The organism is Paraburkholderia sp. BGA-UO-ETr-F21, assembly GCF_059567925.1.
This window is the reverse complement of record NZ_JCAQOY010000035.1, coordinates 63,496-81,386: the sequence shown is the minus strand read 5'-3', so window position 1 is coordinate 81,386 and position 17,891 is coordinate 63,496. Positions and strand designations below refer to the sequence as shown.

Below are 17,891 nucleotides of genomic sequence, written 5' to 3'. Positions count from 1 at the left end.
CCTCCGTCGCAACATGACCGTGAGTGCGAATTGCATACTTCTACGCTGAGTTTAGTGCATTTTGCTGCACCGCAATATCTAGTTTGTTGTAGAAATGCTGAATTAGTATGTGGACTTGCAACCAGCGCGGGATGCGTGCACCAAAACATTCCAGCGCGAGCCGCATGCAGGATTGCGATGACGTAGCGATGGGCATGGTTCGGCGTCTGCCATACATGTGCGAGGAAAGTGGAAAACAGATCGGGCCGGCTCGCTGGAAAGCGAGTACCGGCCCGTGTTTACCGCGCTAATTGCCTGGTGCCAGGCGCAAGCGGTGAGTCGTCAGAAATCGAGTCCCGGTGCGCCCGCGCCAGGACCGCCTGGCTGACCTGCGGCCGGCGTATCCTTCGGTGCCTCGTGAACGGTGGCGTCGGTGGTCAGCAGCAGTCCGGCTACCGAAGCCGCGTTCTGCAGCGCGGTGCGTGTGACCTTGGTCGGATCCAGCACGCCCGATTCGACCAGATCGCCATATTCGCCGGTCTGTGCGTTGTAACCGAAATTGCCCGTGCCTTCAGCGACCTTCGCGACCACCACGCTCGCTTCCTCGCCCGCATTCGTGACAATCTGGCGCAACGGTTCTTCGAGCGCGCGCAACACGATCTTGATGCCTGCATCCTGATCGGCATTCACGCCCCTGAGGCCGCTGATCGCCTGCTTCACGCGAATCAGCGCGACGCCGCCGCCCGGCACGATACCTTCTTCAACGGCTGCGCGCGTTGCATGCAGTGCGTCGTCGACACGGTCTTTCTTTTCCTTGACCTCGATTTCGGTTGCGCCGCCCACCTTGATCACCGCCACGCCACCCGCCAGCTTCGCGACGCGTTCCTGAAGTTTTTCGCGGTCGTAGTCGGAAGTCGCTTCCTCGATCTGCACGCGAATCTGCTTCACGCGCGCTTCGATATTCTTGCTGTCGCCCGCGCCGTCGATGACCGTGGTGTTCTCCTTGCCGACTTCGATGCGCTTGGCCTGACCCAGTTCGGCGAGCGTCGCTTTATCGAGCGTCAGGCCAGTTTCTTCAGCGATCACTTGCCCGCCGGTGAGGATCGCAATGTCTTCGAGCAGCGCCTTGCGACGATCGCCGAAGCCGGGCGCCTTTACCGCGACGGTCTTCAGAATGCCGCGAATGTTGTTGACCACCAGCGTGGCGAGCGCCTCGCCTTCCACGTCTTCCGCAATGATCAGCAGCGGGCGGCCGGCTTTCGCGACCTGTTCCAGGATCGGCAACAGATCACGAATGTTCGACACCTTCTTGTCGTGCAGCAGCACGAACGGGTTGTCGAGTATCGCAACCTGTTTATCCTGATCGTTGATGAAATACGGCGACAGGTAGCCACGGTCGAATTGCAGACCTTCCACCACGTCGAGTTCGTCGTCGAGCGACTTGCCGTCTTCCACGGTGATGACGCCTTCCTTGCCGACGCGGTCGATTGCTTCCGCGATACGCTGACCGATCGACTCTTCGCCGTTGGCCGAAATCGTCGCGACCTGCGCGATTTCCTTGCTGGTCGTGGTCGGTTTGCTGATCTTCTTCAGTTCATCGATTGCGGCGACCACGGCCTTGTCGATACCGCGCTTCAGATCCAGCGGGTTGAGGCCCGCCGCCACGTATTTCTGACCTTCGCGCACGATGGCTTGCGCGAGCACAGTCGCCGTCGTGGTGCCGTCGCCCGCCGCGTCACTGGTGCGCGAAGCGACTTCTTTGACAAGCTGCGCGCCGATATTCTGCACGCGGTCCGACAATTCGATTTCCTTCGCGACCGACACACCGTCCTTGGTGACGATCGGTGCGCCGAAGCTGCGTTCGAGCACCACGTTGCGGCCTTTCGGACCCAGTGTGACCTTGACCGCATTGGCGAGAATATTGACGCCTTCGACCAGCCTCGAGCGGGCGACGTCGCTGAAAATGATTTCTTTTGCTGCCATGGTTAGACGCTCCCTTCGTTATTGAGTGACGACTGCGACGACATCTTCTTCGCGCAGCACGAGCAGTTCATTACCGTCGACCTTGACCGACTGCCCGGCATATTTGCCGAACAGCACGCGCTCGCCGACTTTCAGATCGGGTTCGATGCGTTTGCCGTCGCTATCGCGCTTGCCCGGTCCGATGGCGATCACTTCGCCCTGATCGGGTTTTTCCGCGGCGCTTTCCGGAATGACAATGCCTGAAGCGGTTTTGGTTTCCTGGTCGAGACGCTTGACGATCAGGCGGTCATGCAAGGGACGTAGGCTCATGGTTCCATTTCCACGGTTGAATTCTGGCACTCGTCGTTGGTGAGTGCTGACCGGGATCGAGTATAGAAATGCGGCGCCCGTTGCTCCAATAACGGATTCATCAATCCTTATCCGCAATTCGCATTTCACAATCGCGCATATCCATAGCTTGATTCGCTGGTTTTGTGCGGAGAGCCGCGTCCCTATACTGATCCGTCACAGCGGCATGTCTTATTGGCGCGCCGGTCCATCTTCCCAACTCAAACAGTCGGATCGAATGCGATCCGTGCGCTTTTACAAGGAATCAAGGCATGCAGGTCTCTCAGGACACCACGGCGCGTGCGAGGCTCGACGCGGCACTCGCCGGGTTACCCGCGCTGGCTCAGGCGATTGGCGAAGACGCCGCGCAACGTGAGGTGCGGCGCGAGTTGCCATTCGACGGCTTCAGGCTGTTTCGCGAATCCGGCCTGGGCGTGCTCCGTTTTCCGGTCGAGTGGGGCGGTTTGGGCGGAACCTTGGAAGACCTCTTCGAGGTGATCGCCACGTTGGGCGCGCATGAATCGAATGTCGCGCACGCACTGCGGATTCACTTCGACCAGACCGAGCAACTGCTGCTGTCGCCGCGTTCCGCCTTCAACGACACGCAGATCGAGCGCATACGGCAAGGGGCGATCTTCGGCGGTGCGTCCACGGAACTGGGGACGGCGAGGCCGGGCGAAATCGTGACGAAGCTGGTGCGCGACGGCGAGCACTTTCGTGTGACAGGCAGAAAGTACTACTCGACCGGCACCGCGTTTGCCGACTATGCGCGGATCAACGTGCAGAACGAGAACGACGAAAAAGTGTCCATCGTGATTCCCGTGTCGCGTGAAGGATTGCAGGTACTCGACGACTGGGACGGCATGGGGCAACGCATGACGGCGAGCGGCAGCCTCGTGCTCGACAACGTGCAGGTGTTTTCTCACGAGATCGCGACACGCGGCTATACGACGCTCGCCGGCCGGCATGGCAGCGCCGTGCGGCAGCTGCATCTGGTAACGGTTGCGGCGGGTATCGTGCGAAACATTCTCGCGGACGCACGGCGCTACGTGACGCAATACGGCCGGCCGGTGCTGCATAGTCCGGCGCCCTCGGCGCGCGAGGATGGTTTCGTGCAGCAGGTGGTGGGCGACCTCGCGGCGCACAGCCTCTCGATCGATGCACTGGTCGCGGCGAACGCACGCACGCTCGACCGCTCGGCGAATGCGATCCACAGCGGCGCGGCGAATGCGGAAGAGCTGGTGCTGGAAGGCGCACTGGCCACTGCCAAAACCCAGCTCGTGGTGAGTAAGCTGGCGCTTTATGCGGGCGAGCGTTTGTTCGAGATTGGCGGCGCATCGGCCACAGGACGCGCGCACAATTTCGACCGTCATTGGCGCAATCTGCGCACCATTTTCAGTCACAACCCTCTGCTGCACAAAGCGCGCGTGATCGGCGACTACGAGTTGAACGGCGTGACCACGCATCTGACCGAAGGACGCGTGTTCTAACGGATTGCCATCCATTCACCACCTTTCGAGCATTGCACACTATGAGCCGAGATTTGCTGTTACTACTGGAGCCGGGCTTTACGGATCCGGATCATCCGGGCGAGCGTTTTATCTGCCCGGACGGAGCGCCCATTGAAGGTTTGCTCGCGAGCGATCCCGCGCGCAACGCCCATCTCGACATTCGCCGCCTGCCGTTTGCGCGTCCGCGCGCCGAGGTGATCGAGGTGCTGGACGCTGAGCACCAGAGTCTGCCGGTACTGATTCTCGGTGACGAGCAGCCCGCGCCCGCCGATGCCCAGACGTTGGGCAGCAAGCGCTTCGTGACAGACACGCGCCGCATTCTCGATCTACTCGCGCAGCGTCACGGTTTCCCCAAAGTGCATTGACGGAGCTGAAGCAGGGTGTATGCCGGGGTAAATGCCGTTAGCGTGTTTCGATGTGACAACGGCATTCACCCCGAGCCGTTGCTCGACCGGGGCCTGTTGCTTCGCTCTAGAACAGATGCTTGACACCCGCCGAGACGGCCACCTGGTTGCTGGTGGTGGACGGTGTCAGATAGCCGATTGCCGCGACCGCCGGCCGTCCCAATGAATCGGTGCCGCTCGCGTGTTGATAAGCGCCGGTCGCGTAAATGTCGGTTGCCTTGGAAAGCGAGTACGCCGCACCAAGGTTCAACTGCTCGTATTTGGCGCTCTCTTTGCCGCTCACGCTGCCGCCTTCCGTATAGTCGAATGACGTGCCGAATCGAAGAAACGGCGTGGCCTGATAGCGCAAGCTCGCACTGACGGTGCTCAGCCTCGTCGAACCGCTATAGTGCAGTGTATTCAGCGAAGAGTTCGAGCCCAGTCCACGGAATTGGGTAGTCGAGTAGGCCGCACCGACAATCGCGCCGCCTGCCGTGTAGGTTGCCGCCACGGAAATCGTCTGCTGCGTGTTCGCCGATGCGAAGCCGGCGACCGCAGGATTGGACTCGGCGGTCGTTGCCGAACCCGCCGATCCAAGGTTATTACCCGTGGTGCTTGCATTCGCATTGGTGCCGTAAAGCGACGTGTTCGGATTGCGCGCATTGACGATCGACGCGGCAATGGCGAACGCACCGCCGGTATAGCTGGCGCCGGTGGACCACAGCTGATTCTGCGTGACGTTCCCGGCCACGCCACCCAAGCTGTATAGCGCGCCGAAGCGGAAGCCGTTGAACGAATCCGAGAGGTACTTCAGCGAATTGTTGATGCGGTGAGTGAAGTTCAGATTGTCGTAGTCCGCCGGATGAATCGCGAGGTTGCCCCAATACCAGCCGTGGATCAGTGGCGATACGAATTCCACCGAGGTGTCGCCCTGGCGTCCCAACGTGAACGTGCCGTAGCGGCCGCCATTCAGACCGACCCACGCCTGGCGTCCGAACTCCGTGCCGCCTTGACCAATTGCGCCGTTGTTCACGCTGAAGCCATTTTCAAGCTGGAACAGGGCCTTCAATCCGCCGCCCAGATCTTCCACGCCTTTCAGGCCCCAGCGACTCGACGCGAGTCCCGATGATCCGCTATCGAACTGCGCCACCTGCGCGCCGCCTTTGGGTTTGCCGGAAGACGGCGTTGCAGCCGTCTGCGCGTTATTCGAGTAGGTCACATTGCCGGTCACGATCCCATACAGGGTGACGCTGCTTTGAGCACTGGCCGTACCGACCATGAGAGACGAAACGCTGAAAGCGAAAAGCAGTTTTTTCATAGTTGTTTGAGTCGTTTTTGAGGGCGAGTCGGAGAAGTGATTGCCCGAGGAGAATTTCGAATCGGGCGAGCAACGATAAGCAAAACGAATCGACGAAACAAACAATCAAATTCGATATGGATATCGACTATTTCTCTCGAATAAGCGCTAAAACACCGATTGTTTGGCAATAACGAAAACTCTCGACAATAGATACGCAATCCTTATTTGTATGTTTGCGTAGCGATGCTCCCATGACGTAACAAAAGGAAAGGCGGCGTCCCGCCGATGCGTCTTTCCTCCGCACCGTGCTTTGCATATACATAACGATTGGTTCTTTTACCGACGCCGCGGCTTTATCGTGAGCGCTGCGGCAGCGGCATTGCCGACACGACAACACTCTATTCGGCCGGCAAGGCCGAAACATCGGCATAAGGATCTGGATTACATGGCACGGTTGAATCGACGCGAATTTCTTATTTCATCTGGCGCGGCGCTCGCGGCGGCCGGCATGCCGGCACTTGCGTTCGCCCAGGGCGAGGCCGGCGCGCCGAAACGGGGCGGCACGCTGAACATGTTGATCAATCCGGAGCCGCCGGTGCTCGTGTCGATCTTCCAGACCACCGGACCCGCGCTCGTCGCGAGTTCCAAAGTGCTGGAAGGATTGCTGGCTTATGACTTCGACCTGCGCCCGAAGCCGCAACTGGCCACGGCGTGGTCCGTCAGTCCGGACGGCCTGAAGTACACCTTCACCCTGCGGCAGAACGTGAAGTGGCACGACGGCCAGCCGTTCACCTCGGCCGACGTCGCTTTCTCGATCGATCTGCTCAAATCGGTGCATCCAAGGGGCCGCAGCACGTTCGCGAATGTGACAAGCGTCGCCACGCCCGACGCGCGCACGGCGGTGATCGAGTTGTCGAAGCCCGCGCCGTATCTGTTGAAAGCACTCTCGGCCGGCGAGTCGCCAATCGTGCCCAAGCACCTGTACGCGCAGGGCGACCCGCTGTCCAATCCGCACAACAACGCGCCGATCGGCACCGGACCGTTCCGTTTCAAATCGTGGACGCGTGGCGCCAATATCGTCTATGAGCGCAATCCGGACTACTGGGACGCGGGCAAGCCGTACATCGACAGCCTCGTATTCAAGGTGATTCCCGACGCCGCCGCGCGCTCGGCCGCATTCGAAACCGGCGCGTTGGATCTGGGCGGCGAGAACCCGGTGCCGCTCACGGATCTGCCGCGCCTCACGCAACTGCCGCAACTGGCGGTCGAAACGCGCGGCTATCGATTTCTGGAACCGCTCGCCGAGATCGACTTCAATCTCGATCATCCGGTCCTCAAAGACGTGCGCGTGCGCCAGGCCATCGCGCATGCGATCAATCCGCAGGTCGTGCAGCGCACGGTGGCCTACGGCTATGCCGATCTGTCGCCCACGCCGATCACGCCGGGCTCGCCGTATCACGACGCAAAACTCGCACCGTACGCGTTCGATATCGGCAACGCGGAGAAGCTGCTCGACGCCGCGGGCTATCCGCGCAAGGACGGCGGCGTGCGCTTCCGTTTGACGCACGACTTCCTGCCGTACGGCGACATGTACCGGCGCCAGGCCGACTACGTCAAATCCGCGCTGGCGCGTGTCGGTATCGACGTGACGGTTCGCTCGCAGGACTTGCCTGCATTCCTGAAGCGTGTGTATGCCGATCGCCAGTTCGATTTCACGAGCATCGGCGTCAACACGCTATTCGACCCGAGCGTGGGGGTTCAACGCCTCTACTGGTCGAAGAATATCCGCCCCGGTGCGCCGTTTTCGAATGCACCGCATTACAGCAATCCGGAAGTCGACCGCCTGCTCGAAAGCGCCGCGGTCGAAACCGACGAAAGCAAACGCGTCGTGTTGTACCAGCAGTTCCAGCAGATCGTGTACCGCGATCTGCCGATCCTCAACCTGGTCGCGCCGCGCATGGTCACGCTGGCGAACCGGCGCGTTCACAACCATACGGTGTCCGCACAAGGCCTGGAAGGCAATCTCGCGGATGTCTACCTCAGCGCATGACAGGAGCGGCACGATGAGTCGAGGTTTGCGTTTTGGTGCGATTCTCCGGCGTACCGCATGGCAGGCATTGCCGACGGTGATCGGCATCGTGATCCTGAACTTCTTCCTGCTGAAGCTGATGCCAGGCGACGCCGCCGACGTACTTGCCGGCGAATCCGGTTCGGCGACCGCGGAAACCATGCAGGTGCTGCGCGCGAAGTTCGGTCTCGACCAACCGGTGCTGCATCAATTGTGGTCGTACCTGACGCATCTGTCCCACTTCAGCCTCGGCTATTCACCGCGCTACGACATGCCGGTCATGCAGTTGATCCTGTCGCGCCTGCCCAATACGCTGCTGTTGATGGGCGTGGCGTTGTCGTTCGCGATCGTGGCGGGCGTGGTGCTCGGTGCGGTAATGGCGTATTGGGCCGGCAAGTGGCCAGACCGTGTGCTCTCCGTGCTTGCCTTGCTGTTCTATTCGACGCCGGGTTTCTGGATTGGATTGCTCGCCATCGTGCTGTTCTCCGTACACCTGGGCTGGTTGCCGAGCGGCGGCAACCTCACGCTCGGCGTGCAACTGCACGGCTTCGCGTATTTCGCCGATGCAGCCCGGCACGTGCTGCTGCCGGCCGCGACGCTGGCCACCTTCTTTGTCGCGATCTATGCGCGGCTGACGCGGGCCGCGATGCTGGAGGTGCAGCGTCAGGACTTCGTGCGTACCGCGCAGGCCAAGGGCTTGCATCCGTGGCGTGTCACGGTGCGGCATGTGCTGCGCAATGCGCTGATGCCGCTCACGACCATCGTCGGGATTCATTTCGGTACGTTGCTGGGCGGCGCCGCGGTGACCGAGACGGTGTTCAGCTGGCCCGGCCTCGGGCGACTCGCGCTCGACGCCGTAATGGCGCGCGATTTCAGCGTGCTGCTCGGCGTGCTGCTGCTGTCTTCGCTGCTCGTGATCATCGCCAATGTGCTGGTCGATCTGCTGCAAGCATGGCTCGACCCGCGCGTCGCGTGACGGATCGCGTCGACGCCACTCGTTTTTTTCCAGAAGGATGACATGGCTTCCGATTCTTCCAATCTGATCTCCACTCCGCCCGAGCCCACGGCATCGCCATGGCGGCGCCAGTTGGCCGGTACGCTGTTTGGTCTGCGGCGCGGCAATGCGGCCGTTGCACCGGAGCGCGCGGGAGCGGGGCGCGGCGTCTGGCGCGCGCTGCTGCGCAATCCGTCGGCGCTCGCCGGGCTGGTGCTGCTCGCGGCGTTCATCGCGCTCGCGCTGAGCGCCGGGCATCTGTTTCCCGGCGATCCGCTCGATATGGTGGCGGCCCCATTCGAATGGCCGGGGACGGACACGCAATACCGGCTCGGCACTGACTCACTCGGGCGCGACGTGGCTGCGGGCATTGCTCATGGCACACGCGTGTCGCTGCTGATCGGCGCGGTGTCGGCCGGCATCGGGCTCGTGATCGGCACGCTGGTCGGTGCAACGGGCGGTTTCTTCGGCGGAGTGATCGATGATGTGCTGGTCCGTATTACCGAACTCTTCCAGACGGTGCCGTCGTTTTTGCTGGTGATCGTGATCGTCGCGATCGGCCGGCCGAGTGTGACGGTCATCGCGCTCGCGATCGGGATCGCTTCGTGGCCGACCGTCGCGCGAATCGTACGAGCGGAATTCCGCTCGCTGCGCCAGTCCGACTTCGTGCTCGCCGCACGCAGCCAGGGGTTCAGCAACGCGCGCATCATCTTCGGCGAGATTTTGCCGAACGCTTTGCCGCCTGTGATCGTGACCGCCTCGGTGATGGTGGCGAGCGCGATCCTGATCGAGTCGTCGCTATCGTTTCTCGGCATGGGGGACCCCAACGTGGTCAGCTGGGGCGGCATGATCGGCGCCGGCCGCGATTCGCTGCGCACGGCATGGTATCTGACCGCGGTTCCCGGCGCGGCGATCGTGCTCGCGGTGCTCGCGCTGAACCTGCTTGGCGACGGCCTGAACGACGCACTCAATCCGCGCCTGCGCGAACGCGCCTGAGACTCTATCCGGCTGAATGGCGGGCGCATGACGCGGCCTGCCGCGCGGCTGACAACGTATTCGAGGATGCACAGTGGCAAACCTGCTTGAAGTACGCGACCTGCGCGTCAGTTTCGGCGCGCACCAAGCCGTACGCGGCCTGAGTTTCGATATCGCGCAAGGCGAGACGCTGGCGCTGGTCGGCGAATCGGGCTGCGGCAAATCAGCAACGGCGCTTTCGTTGATGCGGCTCGTGCCCACTCCGGGGCGCGTAACGGGCAGCCTGCGTTTCGACGGCCGCGAGCTGCTCGATCTGCCCGCACGCGAGATCCGGGACATTCGCGGCCGGCAGATCTCGATGATCTTCCAGGAGCCGATGACCTCGCTCAATCCCGTGCTTTCGATCGGCGCGCAGATCGTCGAGACATTGCGCCAGCACGAGAGCCTGTCCAAATCCGCGGCATGGAAGCGCGCGGTCGAATTGCTCGAACTGGTGCAGATTCCCGATCCGCAGCGGCGCGTGTTCGATTATCCGCACGAGCTTTCCGGCGGCCAGCGCCAACGGGTGATGATTGCGATGGCGGTGGCCTGCCGGCCGCGCCTGTTGATTGCGGACGAGCCGACCACGGCGCTCGACGTCACCATTCAGGCGCATATTCTCGAACTGCTCGATGGTTTGCGGCGCGAGTTGTCGATGTCGCTGCTGCTGATCACGCACGATCTCGGCATCGTCGCGAAGCACGCGGACCGTGTTGCGGTCATGCTGGCGGGCGAGAAGGTCGAGGAGGCGCCGGTTGCGCGGCTCTTTACCCAACCGCAGCACGCCTACACACGCGGGCTGCTCGGCGCCTCGCTGAACCTGGCGGACGATCTGCATTATCGCGGCTGGAAGCTGCCGGAAATCCGTCACGGTATCGGCGACGATGGCAAGCCGAGTTTCGCCGTGGTGCCGCGTTCGGTGCGCACCGGCCAATACGTGGCGGACGCGGATGCCACGGGGCGTGCCGCGTCGCCCGGCGATGCGCCGTTGCTCGAACTGCGGGACTTGCGGATCGACTACCCGCAACGCCATGGAAAAAACACGCTGCGCGCCGTGGACGGCGTGTCGTTGCAGATCGCTCGTGGCGAGACGGTCGGTCTTGTCGGCGAATCCGGGTGCGGGAAATCGACGCTGTCCAAGGCGATCTTGCGGCTCGTGCCGGCCGCCGGCGGCGCCATCCGCTTGCGCGGCACCGATCTCGTGCCGTTGGGCGAGCGCGAGTTGCGGCCGTTGCGGCGGCATGTGCAGATGGTGTTTCAGGACCCGTACGCGTCGCTCAATCCGCGCCGTACGGTCGCGGACATTCTCGATACCGTGCTGGTGGTAAACGGTGTTGGCAACGCCCCGCAACGCCGCACACGCATCGCCACCATGCTCGATCGGGTTGGCTTGCCCAAGTCGGCCCTCGCGCGTTTTCCGCATGAATTTTCGGGTGGCCAACGGCAACGCATCGGAATAGCGCGGGCATTGGTGCTGGAACCGGATCTGCTGATCTGCGATGAGCCGGTGTCCGCGCTCGACGTATCGATTCAGGCGCAGATTCTCAATCTGCTGGTCGATCTGAAACGCGACCTCGGGCTGGCGTATCTGTTCATCTCGCACGATCTTTCTGTGGTGCGTTATATCGCCGATCGCGTGCATGTGATGCAGGCGGGGCGCATTGTCGAGAGCGGGCACCATCGGGATATCTGGCGCGCGCCGCAACACCCGTACACGCGCACGCTGCTCGACGCGATTCCGGGCCGGACATTCGACGCGCAGGCCGCATAGCGTGCGAGTCCTCGCGAGGGCGGCCTGCTGGCGCCCTCGCGATCCTTCAAACCGTCTCACTCGTTGCCGAAGTACGCCGGCAAGCGAAAGCCGTCATAGAAGCGATTGCTGCGAATCGCGTGCTGGAAGTCTGCAGACTGATACGCCTGCACGATATCCTGAGTCGCGCGTGCGTTACGGTTGGCTGCCTTCACGACGACCTGGTTGATATACGGCGGCGTCATCTCTTCGAGCGCGAGCGCATCGGTCAGTTTGTGGCCGCTGAAGATCGCGAAATTGCCCTGAATCGCGGCGTAATCGACATCTTCAAGGGCGCGTGGCGCCTGTGCCGATTCGAGCGGGACGATCTTGATGCCGGCCGGATTGGCGATCACGTCACGCTCGGTGACGTCGACGGGATTCGGGTTCGGTTTGATCCTGATCCAGCCGATCCGCTGGAGTATCTTCAGCGCACGTTCGAGGTTGACCGGATCGTTCGGCACCGCGACGCGAGTGCCGGGTTTGACTTCCGCGAGTGAACGGTGTTTGCTCGAATAGAGTCCCATCGGCGGCGTGGGAACCTGCACCACGCCGACCAGATCCGTTCCGTTGCGATCGTTATACGACTTCAGATAGACCTCGTGCTGCATGACGTCGGCGATGATCTCGCCGCGATAGACAGCCTGGTTCGCTTCGAGGCCGGTGCTGAACTCGACGTATTTGATCGCATAGCCTTTCTTGCGCAATTGCGGCTCGACACCTGCCTTGAATTCGTCGGCATAGGGGCCCGGCACGAAGCCGACGCGCAGTTCCTGTGCGGTGCCGCCGCTGTCCGCGGCATAAGCGGTGAGGGCGGAGAAGGCGGTGAAGCTCGCAAGCGTGGCGGCCAGAAGTAAAGCGCCAGTGACACGCCGTCTGACGGCTGATGGTGCTGCAATGGATCGGGACATGATGATAAAAGTGCGGGGAATGGGGGTGATTGGAGCAAGCGGGGCTATCGGGCGATTGTCAGACGCGGTAGCTTTGCGAAGACCGGCCAGGCGGTTGCCGTGCCGGCGGTAAAAAAAGCGTCGCCAACTGTCTGAGCTGGCAACCGTGGACAGTCAATGCGATCCCTGCTGAACGAGCACGGGTTCTTTTTCGGACGTGCCATGACGCGGGATTCGCCCGAAGAACGGATGGCCCGGATCGTTGAAACCGGGCGTGGACGGATGGCCACTCGTGACGAGCGAGTCGACGAACGTTTCATCTTCCGCCGTCAGGCGGTAGCGCAGCGCCGGCAAGTAGTCCAGCCACTGCGCTTCCGTGCGCGGGCCCGCAATGGTCGAACTGATGTAACGGCTATTGAGCACCCACGCGAGTGCGAATTGCCCGGCGGAAAGCCCCCGCGCTTGCGCATGCTCGCGCACGCGGCGCGCCAGTTCGAGTGATTCCGCACGCCATTCTGTCTGCTGCAGACGCCGGTCGCTGCGGCCCGCGCGCGTATCGGCGCCAGGCGTCGAGCCTGGTTCGTACTTGCCCGTCAACACGCCGCGCGCGAGTGGGCTATAGGAAATCACGCCGAGTCCGTAGCGGTGCGCGGCTGTCAATTGCTCGGCCTCGGCCTGGCGGTTGGCGATGTTGTAGAGCGGCTGGCTCGCTACCGGCGCATCGAGTCCGAGCGCCTGCGCAGTGTGGCTGAATTCGGCGATTTTCCACGCGCGATGATTCGACAAGCCGTAATAACGCAGCTTGCCGGCCTGGATCAGATCGTTGAGTGCCCGCACCGTTTCTTCAGCCGGTGTTTCGTGGTCTTCGCGGTGGATATAGAGCAGGTCGATGTAGTCGGTGTTGAGGCGTTTCAGGCTGGCATCCACGGCCCGTATGATGTGCTTGCGCGATGCGCCACGCGCGTTGATATCGCCGTCCTGCAGCGGGTTCGCGAATTTGGTCGCCAGCACCCAGCGCTCGCGCTGCGCGGCGATGCTGCGGCCCACCACGCGCTCGGACTCGCCTTTGGCGTACACATCCGCCGTATCGATCGAATTCACGCCGTGCTCCTGAGCCTGATCGATGATGCGCGCGGCGCTCGCTTCGTCGGTGGGGCCGCCGAACATCATCGTGCCGAGCGTCAGCGTCGAGACCTTGATGCCGCTGCGGCCGAGTTGTCTGTATTCCATGTGAGTCGAATTCCGTGAGAGAGTGAATCGGGAGCGGTCTAGCGTTGCAGCCACACATCGGCGAAACTGGACGACACGCCGTCCGGCGAGGTCGTATGGTTATGCACCGCGCGCGAGTAGACGGTCAGGTATTGCGGTGACACCAGATTGATGTCCGGCAGATCGCGTTCGAGAATGCGCTGAATCTGCGAGAAGAGTTGCTTGCGCTTTGCTTCGTCGGTTTCTTCGGCGACCTGCGAGAACAATTGATCGATCTCCGGATTGCTGTAATGGGAGCCGTTGGTGAAGGGCACGCCACGCCGGAAATTGCTGGTCGTGTAGAGACGCGCCACACCGACCACCGGATCGAACAGATTGCTCATGCCATTGATCGAGAAATCGAAATCGCGGTCGGTGTAGATTCGCTTCAGATAAGCAGGCAAATCCTGGCTGCGAACGGTGACGGCAATGCCGACACGGGCGAGGGCCGACTTGACGTAGGCGGCGGTGCGCGCCGGCAGATCGCCGATCGGCAAGGGGTCGACGGTAAGGGCGAAACGCGTGCCGTCGGCTTTGCGCGGATAGCCCGCTTCGTCTAGCAACGCGTTGGCACGCTCCACGTTGAATGGATAGGGCGTGGGCGCCGGGTCGTAGTAGGGGCTCGACGGAATGATCGGGCTGGCGAGCGGCGTCGCGTAGCCGTAGTAGATCACCTTGCGAATCACTTCACGATCCAGTGCCGAAGCAATTGCCTGACGCACTTTCGTATTCTTCAATACCGGGTTGTCGAGGTTGAACTCGATGCGCGCCACGCCCGCCTGGAACTCGTAGCCGCGAGTCTCGAGTCCGAGCTTCGGGTTGGCTTTGAGGCGCTCCAGATCGGACAGCGGCACGGGCGAGTCGCCGCTCAGGTCCACGGAACCGTCTTCGAAAGCGACGGTGCGGGCGGCCGGATCGTTGATCACCTTGACGACAATGCGATCGAGCCACGGCTTGCCTTTGTCCCAGTAGTCGTCGTTGCGCATGTATTCGACGTAGCTGCCGCGCACCCATTTGACGAAGCGAAACGGACCGGTGCCGATCGGCGCGTTATTCGCGGGGTTGGTCAGCACGTCGGTGCCTTCGTAGATATGCTTCGGCACGATCGGCGTTTCCGACGAAGAGAACGCCTTGATCAGATACGGTGCCGGCTTCGACAGCGTGATGACAACGGTATAAGGGTCCGGCGTCGCGACATCGGTAACGTTGGCGAAGGTGGTCTTGGCGCGCGGGTGCACCTGCCGGAGCGTCTGGATCGAATACGCGACGTCGGCGGACGTGAAGGGCTTGCCGTCGTGCCATTTCACGCCGCGGCGCAGATGGAAAACGTATTTGCGGCTGTCGTCGCTCACTTCCCACGAGGTGGCTAGCGAAGCTTTCGGTTGAAACTCGAAGTCGTATTCCAGCAAGCCTTCCACGACTTTCGGGCTAACCTTGAGCACGTTGGTCGCCGTGGTGGCGAGGTCCACGAGCGCGGTTGGCTCCGGCGTAACGATGAAATTGAGCGTGCCGCCGCGAGTCTGCGCCTGCGCGTGCGCAGCAAACAGTGTGACGATCAGGGTGACTGCCAGACCGAGCGCGCCCTTGAACAGGCGCGCGCCGCGGCGGCTTGGCGCCGCCTGCGTTGTGACATAGGTCATCGTATGGTTGTGTGAGAGAAGAATCGGGTGAAGAAGCGGATTCAGTTTGCGAATGCCGTCAGCGCGGGCCGGCGCGCGAGCGCGGCGTGAAGTGGCGCGGGGTCGATCCATGCGTCGAACTCGAAATCCGATGCAATGAAGCCCCACTTGAAAAGAAAGCGCTTGAAGTCGGCGAGCGCCGCGAGCGCCTGCGGGTCGAGTCCGATCGTCAATTGTCGATGCAGCCCGCCGGGATAGGCGCGCTCCACCCAATGCTCGGCACTGCGCGTTTCGCGGGCGACGTAGTGCGCCACATCGCCTGCGTGGGCCTTGGCCCAATCGCCGGTATCCAACGTGCGCGCGAGCACCCGTTCGACCAGGTCAGGGCGTTCACGTAGCAGACGCGCGTCTACCGTCAACGGCCGGGGCGTGCCATTGTTCGCGTGGAGCAAGCGATTCGGCTGCGCGCTGATGTCGACGAGGATCTTCGCATCGAGCAGGTTCGCGATATCGAGGCCCGTCGCCCCTTTGACGAACACGACATCGGCTTCTCCGCGCAACAGCGCTTCGGCCTCGCGGGCGTACTCGTGAGAGCGTTGCGCGTCGAGCCAATCGGCGAGCGGCGCATCGGCGGCGGGTTTGGCGTCTTCGAGACTGCGCGGCGTGTGCAGCAGGTCGACCAGATCGATATCTTCGAGTTGCACGCCCAGCACGCCCAGCAACGAAGAAAAGCCGCGCAGTGCGGTGGCGCGATGAAAGTCGACTACGCCCGCGCGCGTATTGAGCGGAAAGCCGAAACGACGCCCGGCCAATGCATCCGGACTCGTTTCGAGGTGACGGTCGAGCGTGATCAAGGCCTGGAATTCGTCCACCCAACTCAGGCCGATCAGACGCGTGTCGCTGCCTTGTGCGCGCGCCCAGAGCGCGGGAATATTGCCGCCCTGACGGAAAGACCAGGGCTGCGTATGCGTGAAATGCGAGCGACGGATCGTCGCGTCGTCGGCGTCCTGTAGCGCTTTGACATCGATTCCGTCGGCAGCGAATTCCTCTTCGAGCCAGCCTTTCTGCACGGCAATGCCGAATGGAGTGGGGGCGGGGCAGCGCGTGTACCAGAGACGGCTCATACAATGACCTTGTAATTGAAGACTATCGGGCAACCTGAAGGCGGTTTTCGCATCCGAAGGTGGGCGCGCAATCAGTACCGGAGGCCTGCTTCGCGCAACAACGGCACCACGCGCTCGCCGAAGAAATCGAGGTCCGGCTGAAAATCGAAAAAGCTCAACTGCACGCCGTCGACACCGGCCTGATGCAAACGCACGATGTAATCGGCGATCTGCTGCGGCGAGCCGACCATCGCGATGTTGCCGCCCACCGCGCGGGCGGCGGCCTGATTGCGCTGTTCAGCGTTGCCGCGCCATGCGTGCGCGTCGCTGTCGAAGCGATGAAAACTGCCTTCGTCACCGTGCGCCACGATCGCGTCGTGATAGGCGCGTGCTTCTGCCTCGGACTCGCGGCAGATCACCATTGGATTGATCAAGGTGCGGATCTTGCGGCCGTGCTTCGCGGCGGTTGCCTTCACGCGCGCCGTATGCGCCGGCAGCGCCGCTAACGCCGCTTCGATTTCGGAGCCGGCCGGACTGGTGATGAACACGACGTCCGAGTAACGGGCGGCGAAATCGATACCCGCGTCGGAACCGGTCGCATTCACGAGAAGCGGACGGCCGTATTTCGGTTTCGGCGTGACGAACGCCTTGTCGAGCTTCCAGCTGGATAGCTCGGGTGCGAAGCTGAAGTTTTCAGGCTGCGCCCAGAGTTGCTGCACGGCATCGAGAAACTCGGCCGCAAGTTCGTAGCGCCGATCATGTTCGATACGATGCCAGCCGAACATTTCATGCTCGATGGCGCGATGCCCGGTGACGACATTGATGCCCCACCGTCCCTTCGAGATGTGATCGAGCGTCGCGCTGAATTTGGCGAAGTGCAGCGGATGCCATGGCCCGTAGAGCACGTGGCTGGTGGCGACCAGAATGATGCGCTCGGTGCGCGCCGTCATCGCGGCCAGCGACATGAACGAGTCGAGCGCTTCACCGTTGAATACGCCACCGTAGCCGCCTTTTGGCAGCCATTGCGACAGCGCGAAGACGAGATCGAAGCCGAATGCCTCGGCTTTTTGCACCAGTGCCAGGTTGTAATCGAAGTTCCAGTCGGTGGAGCGAGGCAGTGTTGATGCGCTCCACCCGCCCGCCTGAATCGGCAGAAATAGTCCCAGCAGCAGCGGCTGTTCGAAGGCGCGTGAGACCGGGCTATCGGCGAATGCAGCCGGTGATCGAACTGGAACGAATGGCGTGGCAGCCCGCCTATCTTCAGCAGCAGGCGTCGAGGCCTCAGGTTGAGCGACGAGAATGGAATCAGTCACAGTAATTGTCCGTGCCGTTTTGGCATAAAGAGCGCGCATTCGATGGGCGGTCGGCCATCGCACGTGATCGGCGGCGGCAACGATTCTCGCCACCACGTCAACCTTCGCGTGAGCGCAGTAGATCATGAAAGGTTGGGAATGCAAAACAACGATTTCTGCTTTTCAATTGAAGCGACGGATGCTGCAAAGCCGTGCTGTTATAGCGGAGATATCGCGTATGGCAGCACGAACGTGAAGACCGTGTGGCGGCGCAGTAGTGTTGAGCGCTCGCACACTTCGGCAGCTTGCGGCGGGAAATGAGCCATCGGCGTTAGCCACGCGTGGGGGTAAGTCACGGCAGGTCAGCGAGGCAGGAAAAGCACCGCAAATC

14 protein-coding genes are annotated in these 17,891 nt (G+C 62.1%); 6 read left to right on the top strand and 8 right to left on the bottom strand.

What is annotated here, in order from left to right:
* Positions 1-321: 321 nt before the first annotated feature.
* Together groL and AC57B1_RS20760 are read right to left on the bottom strand one after the other, a co-directional pair.
* Positions 322-1,962, bottom strand: a complete 1,641-nt coding sequence (gene groL, locus AC57B1_RS20765) for a chaperonin GroEL (RefSeq protein WP_091801425.1) — start codon at positions 1,960-1,962, stop codon at positions 322-324.
* A gap of 18 nt (positions 1,963-1,980) precedes the next feature.
* On the bottom strand, positions 1,981-2,271 hold the full coding sequence (locus AC57B1_RS20760) for a co-chaperone GroES (RefSeq protein WP_007177123.1): 291 nt from the start codon (positions 2,269-2,271) through the stop codon (positions 1,981-1,983).
* Positions 2,272-2,561: 290 nt separating this feature from the next.
* Here AC57B1_RS20760 and AC57B1_RS20755 point away from each other — a divergent pair, with 290 nt between their 5' ends.
* Together AC57B1_RS20755 and AC57B1_RS20750 are read left to right on the top strand one after the other, a co-directional pair.
* The gene (locus AC57B1_RS20755; protein WP_408184981.1) at positions 2,562-3,779 is read left to right on the top strand and encodes an acyl-CoA dehydrogenase family protein; all 1,218 of its coding nucleotides are present in this window, start codon (positions 2,562-2,564) and stop codon (positions 3,777-3,779) included.
* Between the two features lie 41 nt (positions 3,780-3,820).
* Positions 3,821-4,165, top strand: a complete 345-nt coding sequence (locus AC57B1_RS20750) for a DUF3088 domain-containing protein (protein ID WP_091801419.1) — start codon at positions 3,821-3,823, stop codon at positions 4,163-4,165.
* A gap of 106 nt (positions 4,166-4,271) precedes the next feature.
* Here AC57B1_RS20750 and AC57B1_RS20745 read toward each other — a convergent pair whose 3' ends face one another.
* Complete coding sequence (locus AC57B1_RS20745; protein ID WP_496418506.1) at positions 4,272-5,501, bottom strand: porin; 1,230 nt, start codon at positions 5,499-5,501, stop codon at positions 4,272-4,274.
* A gap of 427 nt (positions 5,502-5,928) precedes the next feature.
* Here AC57B1_RS20745 and AC57B1_RS20740 point away from each other — a divergent pair, with 427 nt between their 5' ends.
* From AC57B1_RS20740 to AC57B1_RS20725, 4 genes are all read left to right on the top strand, one after another.
* Positions 5,929-7,533: an ABC transporter substrate-binding protein gene (locus AC57B1_RS20740; protein WP_496418505.1), complete on the top strand. Its 1,605-nt coding sequence runs from the start codon at positions 5,929-5,931 to the stop codon at positions 7,531-7,533.
* Between the two features lie 13 nt (positions 7,534-7,546).
* Complete coding sequence (locus tag AC57B1_RS20735; RefSeq protein WP_496418504.1) at positions 7,547-8,527, top strand: ABC transporter permease; 981 nt, start codon at positions 7,547-7,549, stop codon at positions 8,525-8,527.
* Between the two features lie 42 nt (positions 8,528-8,569).
* Positions 8,570-9,541 (top strand): ABC transporter permease, encoded by a 972-nt coding sequence (locus tag AC57B1_RS20730; protein ID WP_091801410.1) that lies wholly within the window; start codon positions 8,570-8,572, stop codon positions 9,539-9,541.
* A 73-nt stretch (positions 9,542-9,614) separates the two neighbouring features.
* The gene (locus tag AC57B1_RS20725) at positions 9,615-11,330 is read left to right on the top strand and encodes an ABC transporter ATP-binding protein (protein WP_496418503.1); all 1,716 of its coding nucleotides are present in this window, start codon (positions 9,615-9,617) and stop codon (positions 11,328-11,330) included.
* Between the two features lie 56 nt (positions 11,331-11,386).
* On the opposite strand, the gene AC57B1_RS20720 is transcribed toward AC57B1_RS20725, so the two are convergent.
* The 5 genes from AC57B1_RS20720 to AC57B1_RS20700 form a co-directional block, all read right to left on the bottom strand.
* On the bottom strand, positions 11,387-12,259 hold the full coding sequence (locus AC57B1_RS20720; RefSeq protein ID WP_496418502.1) for a MetQ/NlpA family ABC transporter substrate-binding protein: 873 nt from the start codon (positions 12,257-12,259) through the stop codon (positions 11,387-11,389).
* Between the two features lie 153 nt (positions 12,260-12,412).
* Entirely contained in the window at positions 12,413-13,468 is a 1,056-nt protein-coding gene (locus AC57B1_RS20715) for an aldo/keto reductase (RefSeq protein WP_408345568.1), read from the bottom strand.
* 38 nt (positions 13,469-13,506) lie between these two features.
* A complete protein-coding gene (locus tag AC57B1_RS20710; protein ID WP_496418501.1) occupies positions 13,507-15,126 on the bottom strand; it encodes an ABC transporter substrate-binding protein in 1,620 nt (539 codons plus the stop codon).
* A 41-nt stretch (positions 15,127-15,167) separates the two neighbouring features.
* The gene (locus AC57B1_RS20705; RefSeq protein WP_496418500.1) at positions 15,168-16,229 is read right to left on the bottom strand and encodes an ABC transporter substrate-binding protein; all 1,062 of its coding nucleotides are present in this window, start codon (positions 16,227-16,229) and stop codon (positions 15,168-15,170) included.
* Between the two features lie 71 nt (positions 16,230-16,300).
* Entirely contained in the window at positions 16,301-17,521 is a 1,221-nt protein-coding gene (locus AC57B1_RS20700) for an LLM class flavin-dependent oxidoreductase (RefSeq protein ID WP_496418499.1), read from the bottom strand.
* Between the last annotated feature and the right edge of the window lie 370 nt (positions 17,522-17,891).

Bases quoted from the DNA above. Each gene is read 5' to 3' on its own strand.
- AC57B1_RS20750 (WP_091801419.1), top strand. From the start codon at position 3,821: ATGAGCCGAGATTTGCTGTTACTACTGGAGCCGGGCTTTACGGATCCG.
- AC57B1_RS20760 (WP_007177123.1), bottom strand. From the start codon at position 2,271: ATGAGCCTACGTCCCTTGCATGACCGCCTGATCGTCAAGCGTCTCGAC.
- AC57B1_RS20740 (WP_496418505.1), top strand. From the start codon at position 5,929: ATGGCACGGTTGAATCGACGCGAATTTCTTATTTCATCTGGCGCGGCG.
- AC57B1_RS20715 (WP_408345568.1), bottom strand. From the start codon at position 13,468: ATGGAATACAGACAACTCGGCCGCAGCGGCATCAAGGTCTCGACGCTG.
- groL (WP_091801425.1), bottom strand. From the start codon at position 1,962: ATGGCAGCAAAAGAAATCATTTTCAGCGACGTCGCCCGCTCGAGGCTG.
- AC57B1_RS20710 (WP_496418501.1), bottom strand. From the start codon at position 15,126: ATGACCTATGTCACAACGCAGGCGGCGCCAAGCCGCCGCGGCGCGCGC.
- AC57B1_RS20745 (WP_496418506.1), bottom strand. From the start codon at position 5,501: ATGAAAAAACTGCTTTTCGCTTTCAGCGTTTCGTCTCTCATGGTCGGT.
- AC57B1_RS20735 (WP_496418504.1), top strand. From the start codon at position 7,547: ATGAGTCGAGGTTTGCGTTTTGGTGCGATTCTCCGGCGTACCGCATGG.
- AC57B1_RS20755 (WP_408184981.1), top strand. From the start codon at position 2,562: ATGCAGGTCTCTCAGGACACCACGGCGCGTGCGAGGCTCGACGCGGCA.
- AC57B1_RS20705 (WP_496418500.1), bottom strand. From the start codon at position 16,229: ATGAGCCGTCTCTGGTACACGCGCTGCCCCGCCCCCACTCCATTCGGC.
- AC57B1_RS20720 (WP_496418502.1), bottom strand. From the start codon at position 12,259: ATGTCCCGATCCATTGCAGCACCATCAGCCGTCAGACGGCGTGTCACT.
- AC57B1_RS20730 (WP_091801410.1), top strand. From the start codon at position 8,570: ATGGCTTCCGATTCTTCCAATCTGATCTCCACTCCGCCCGAGCCCACG.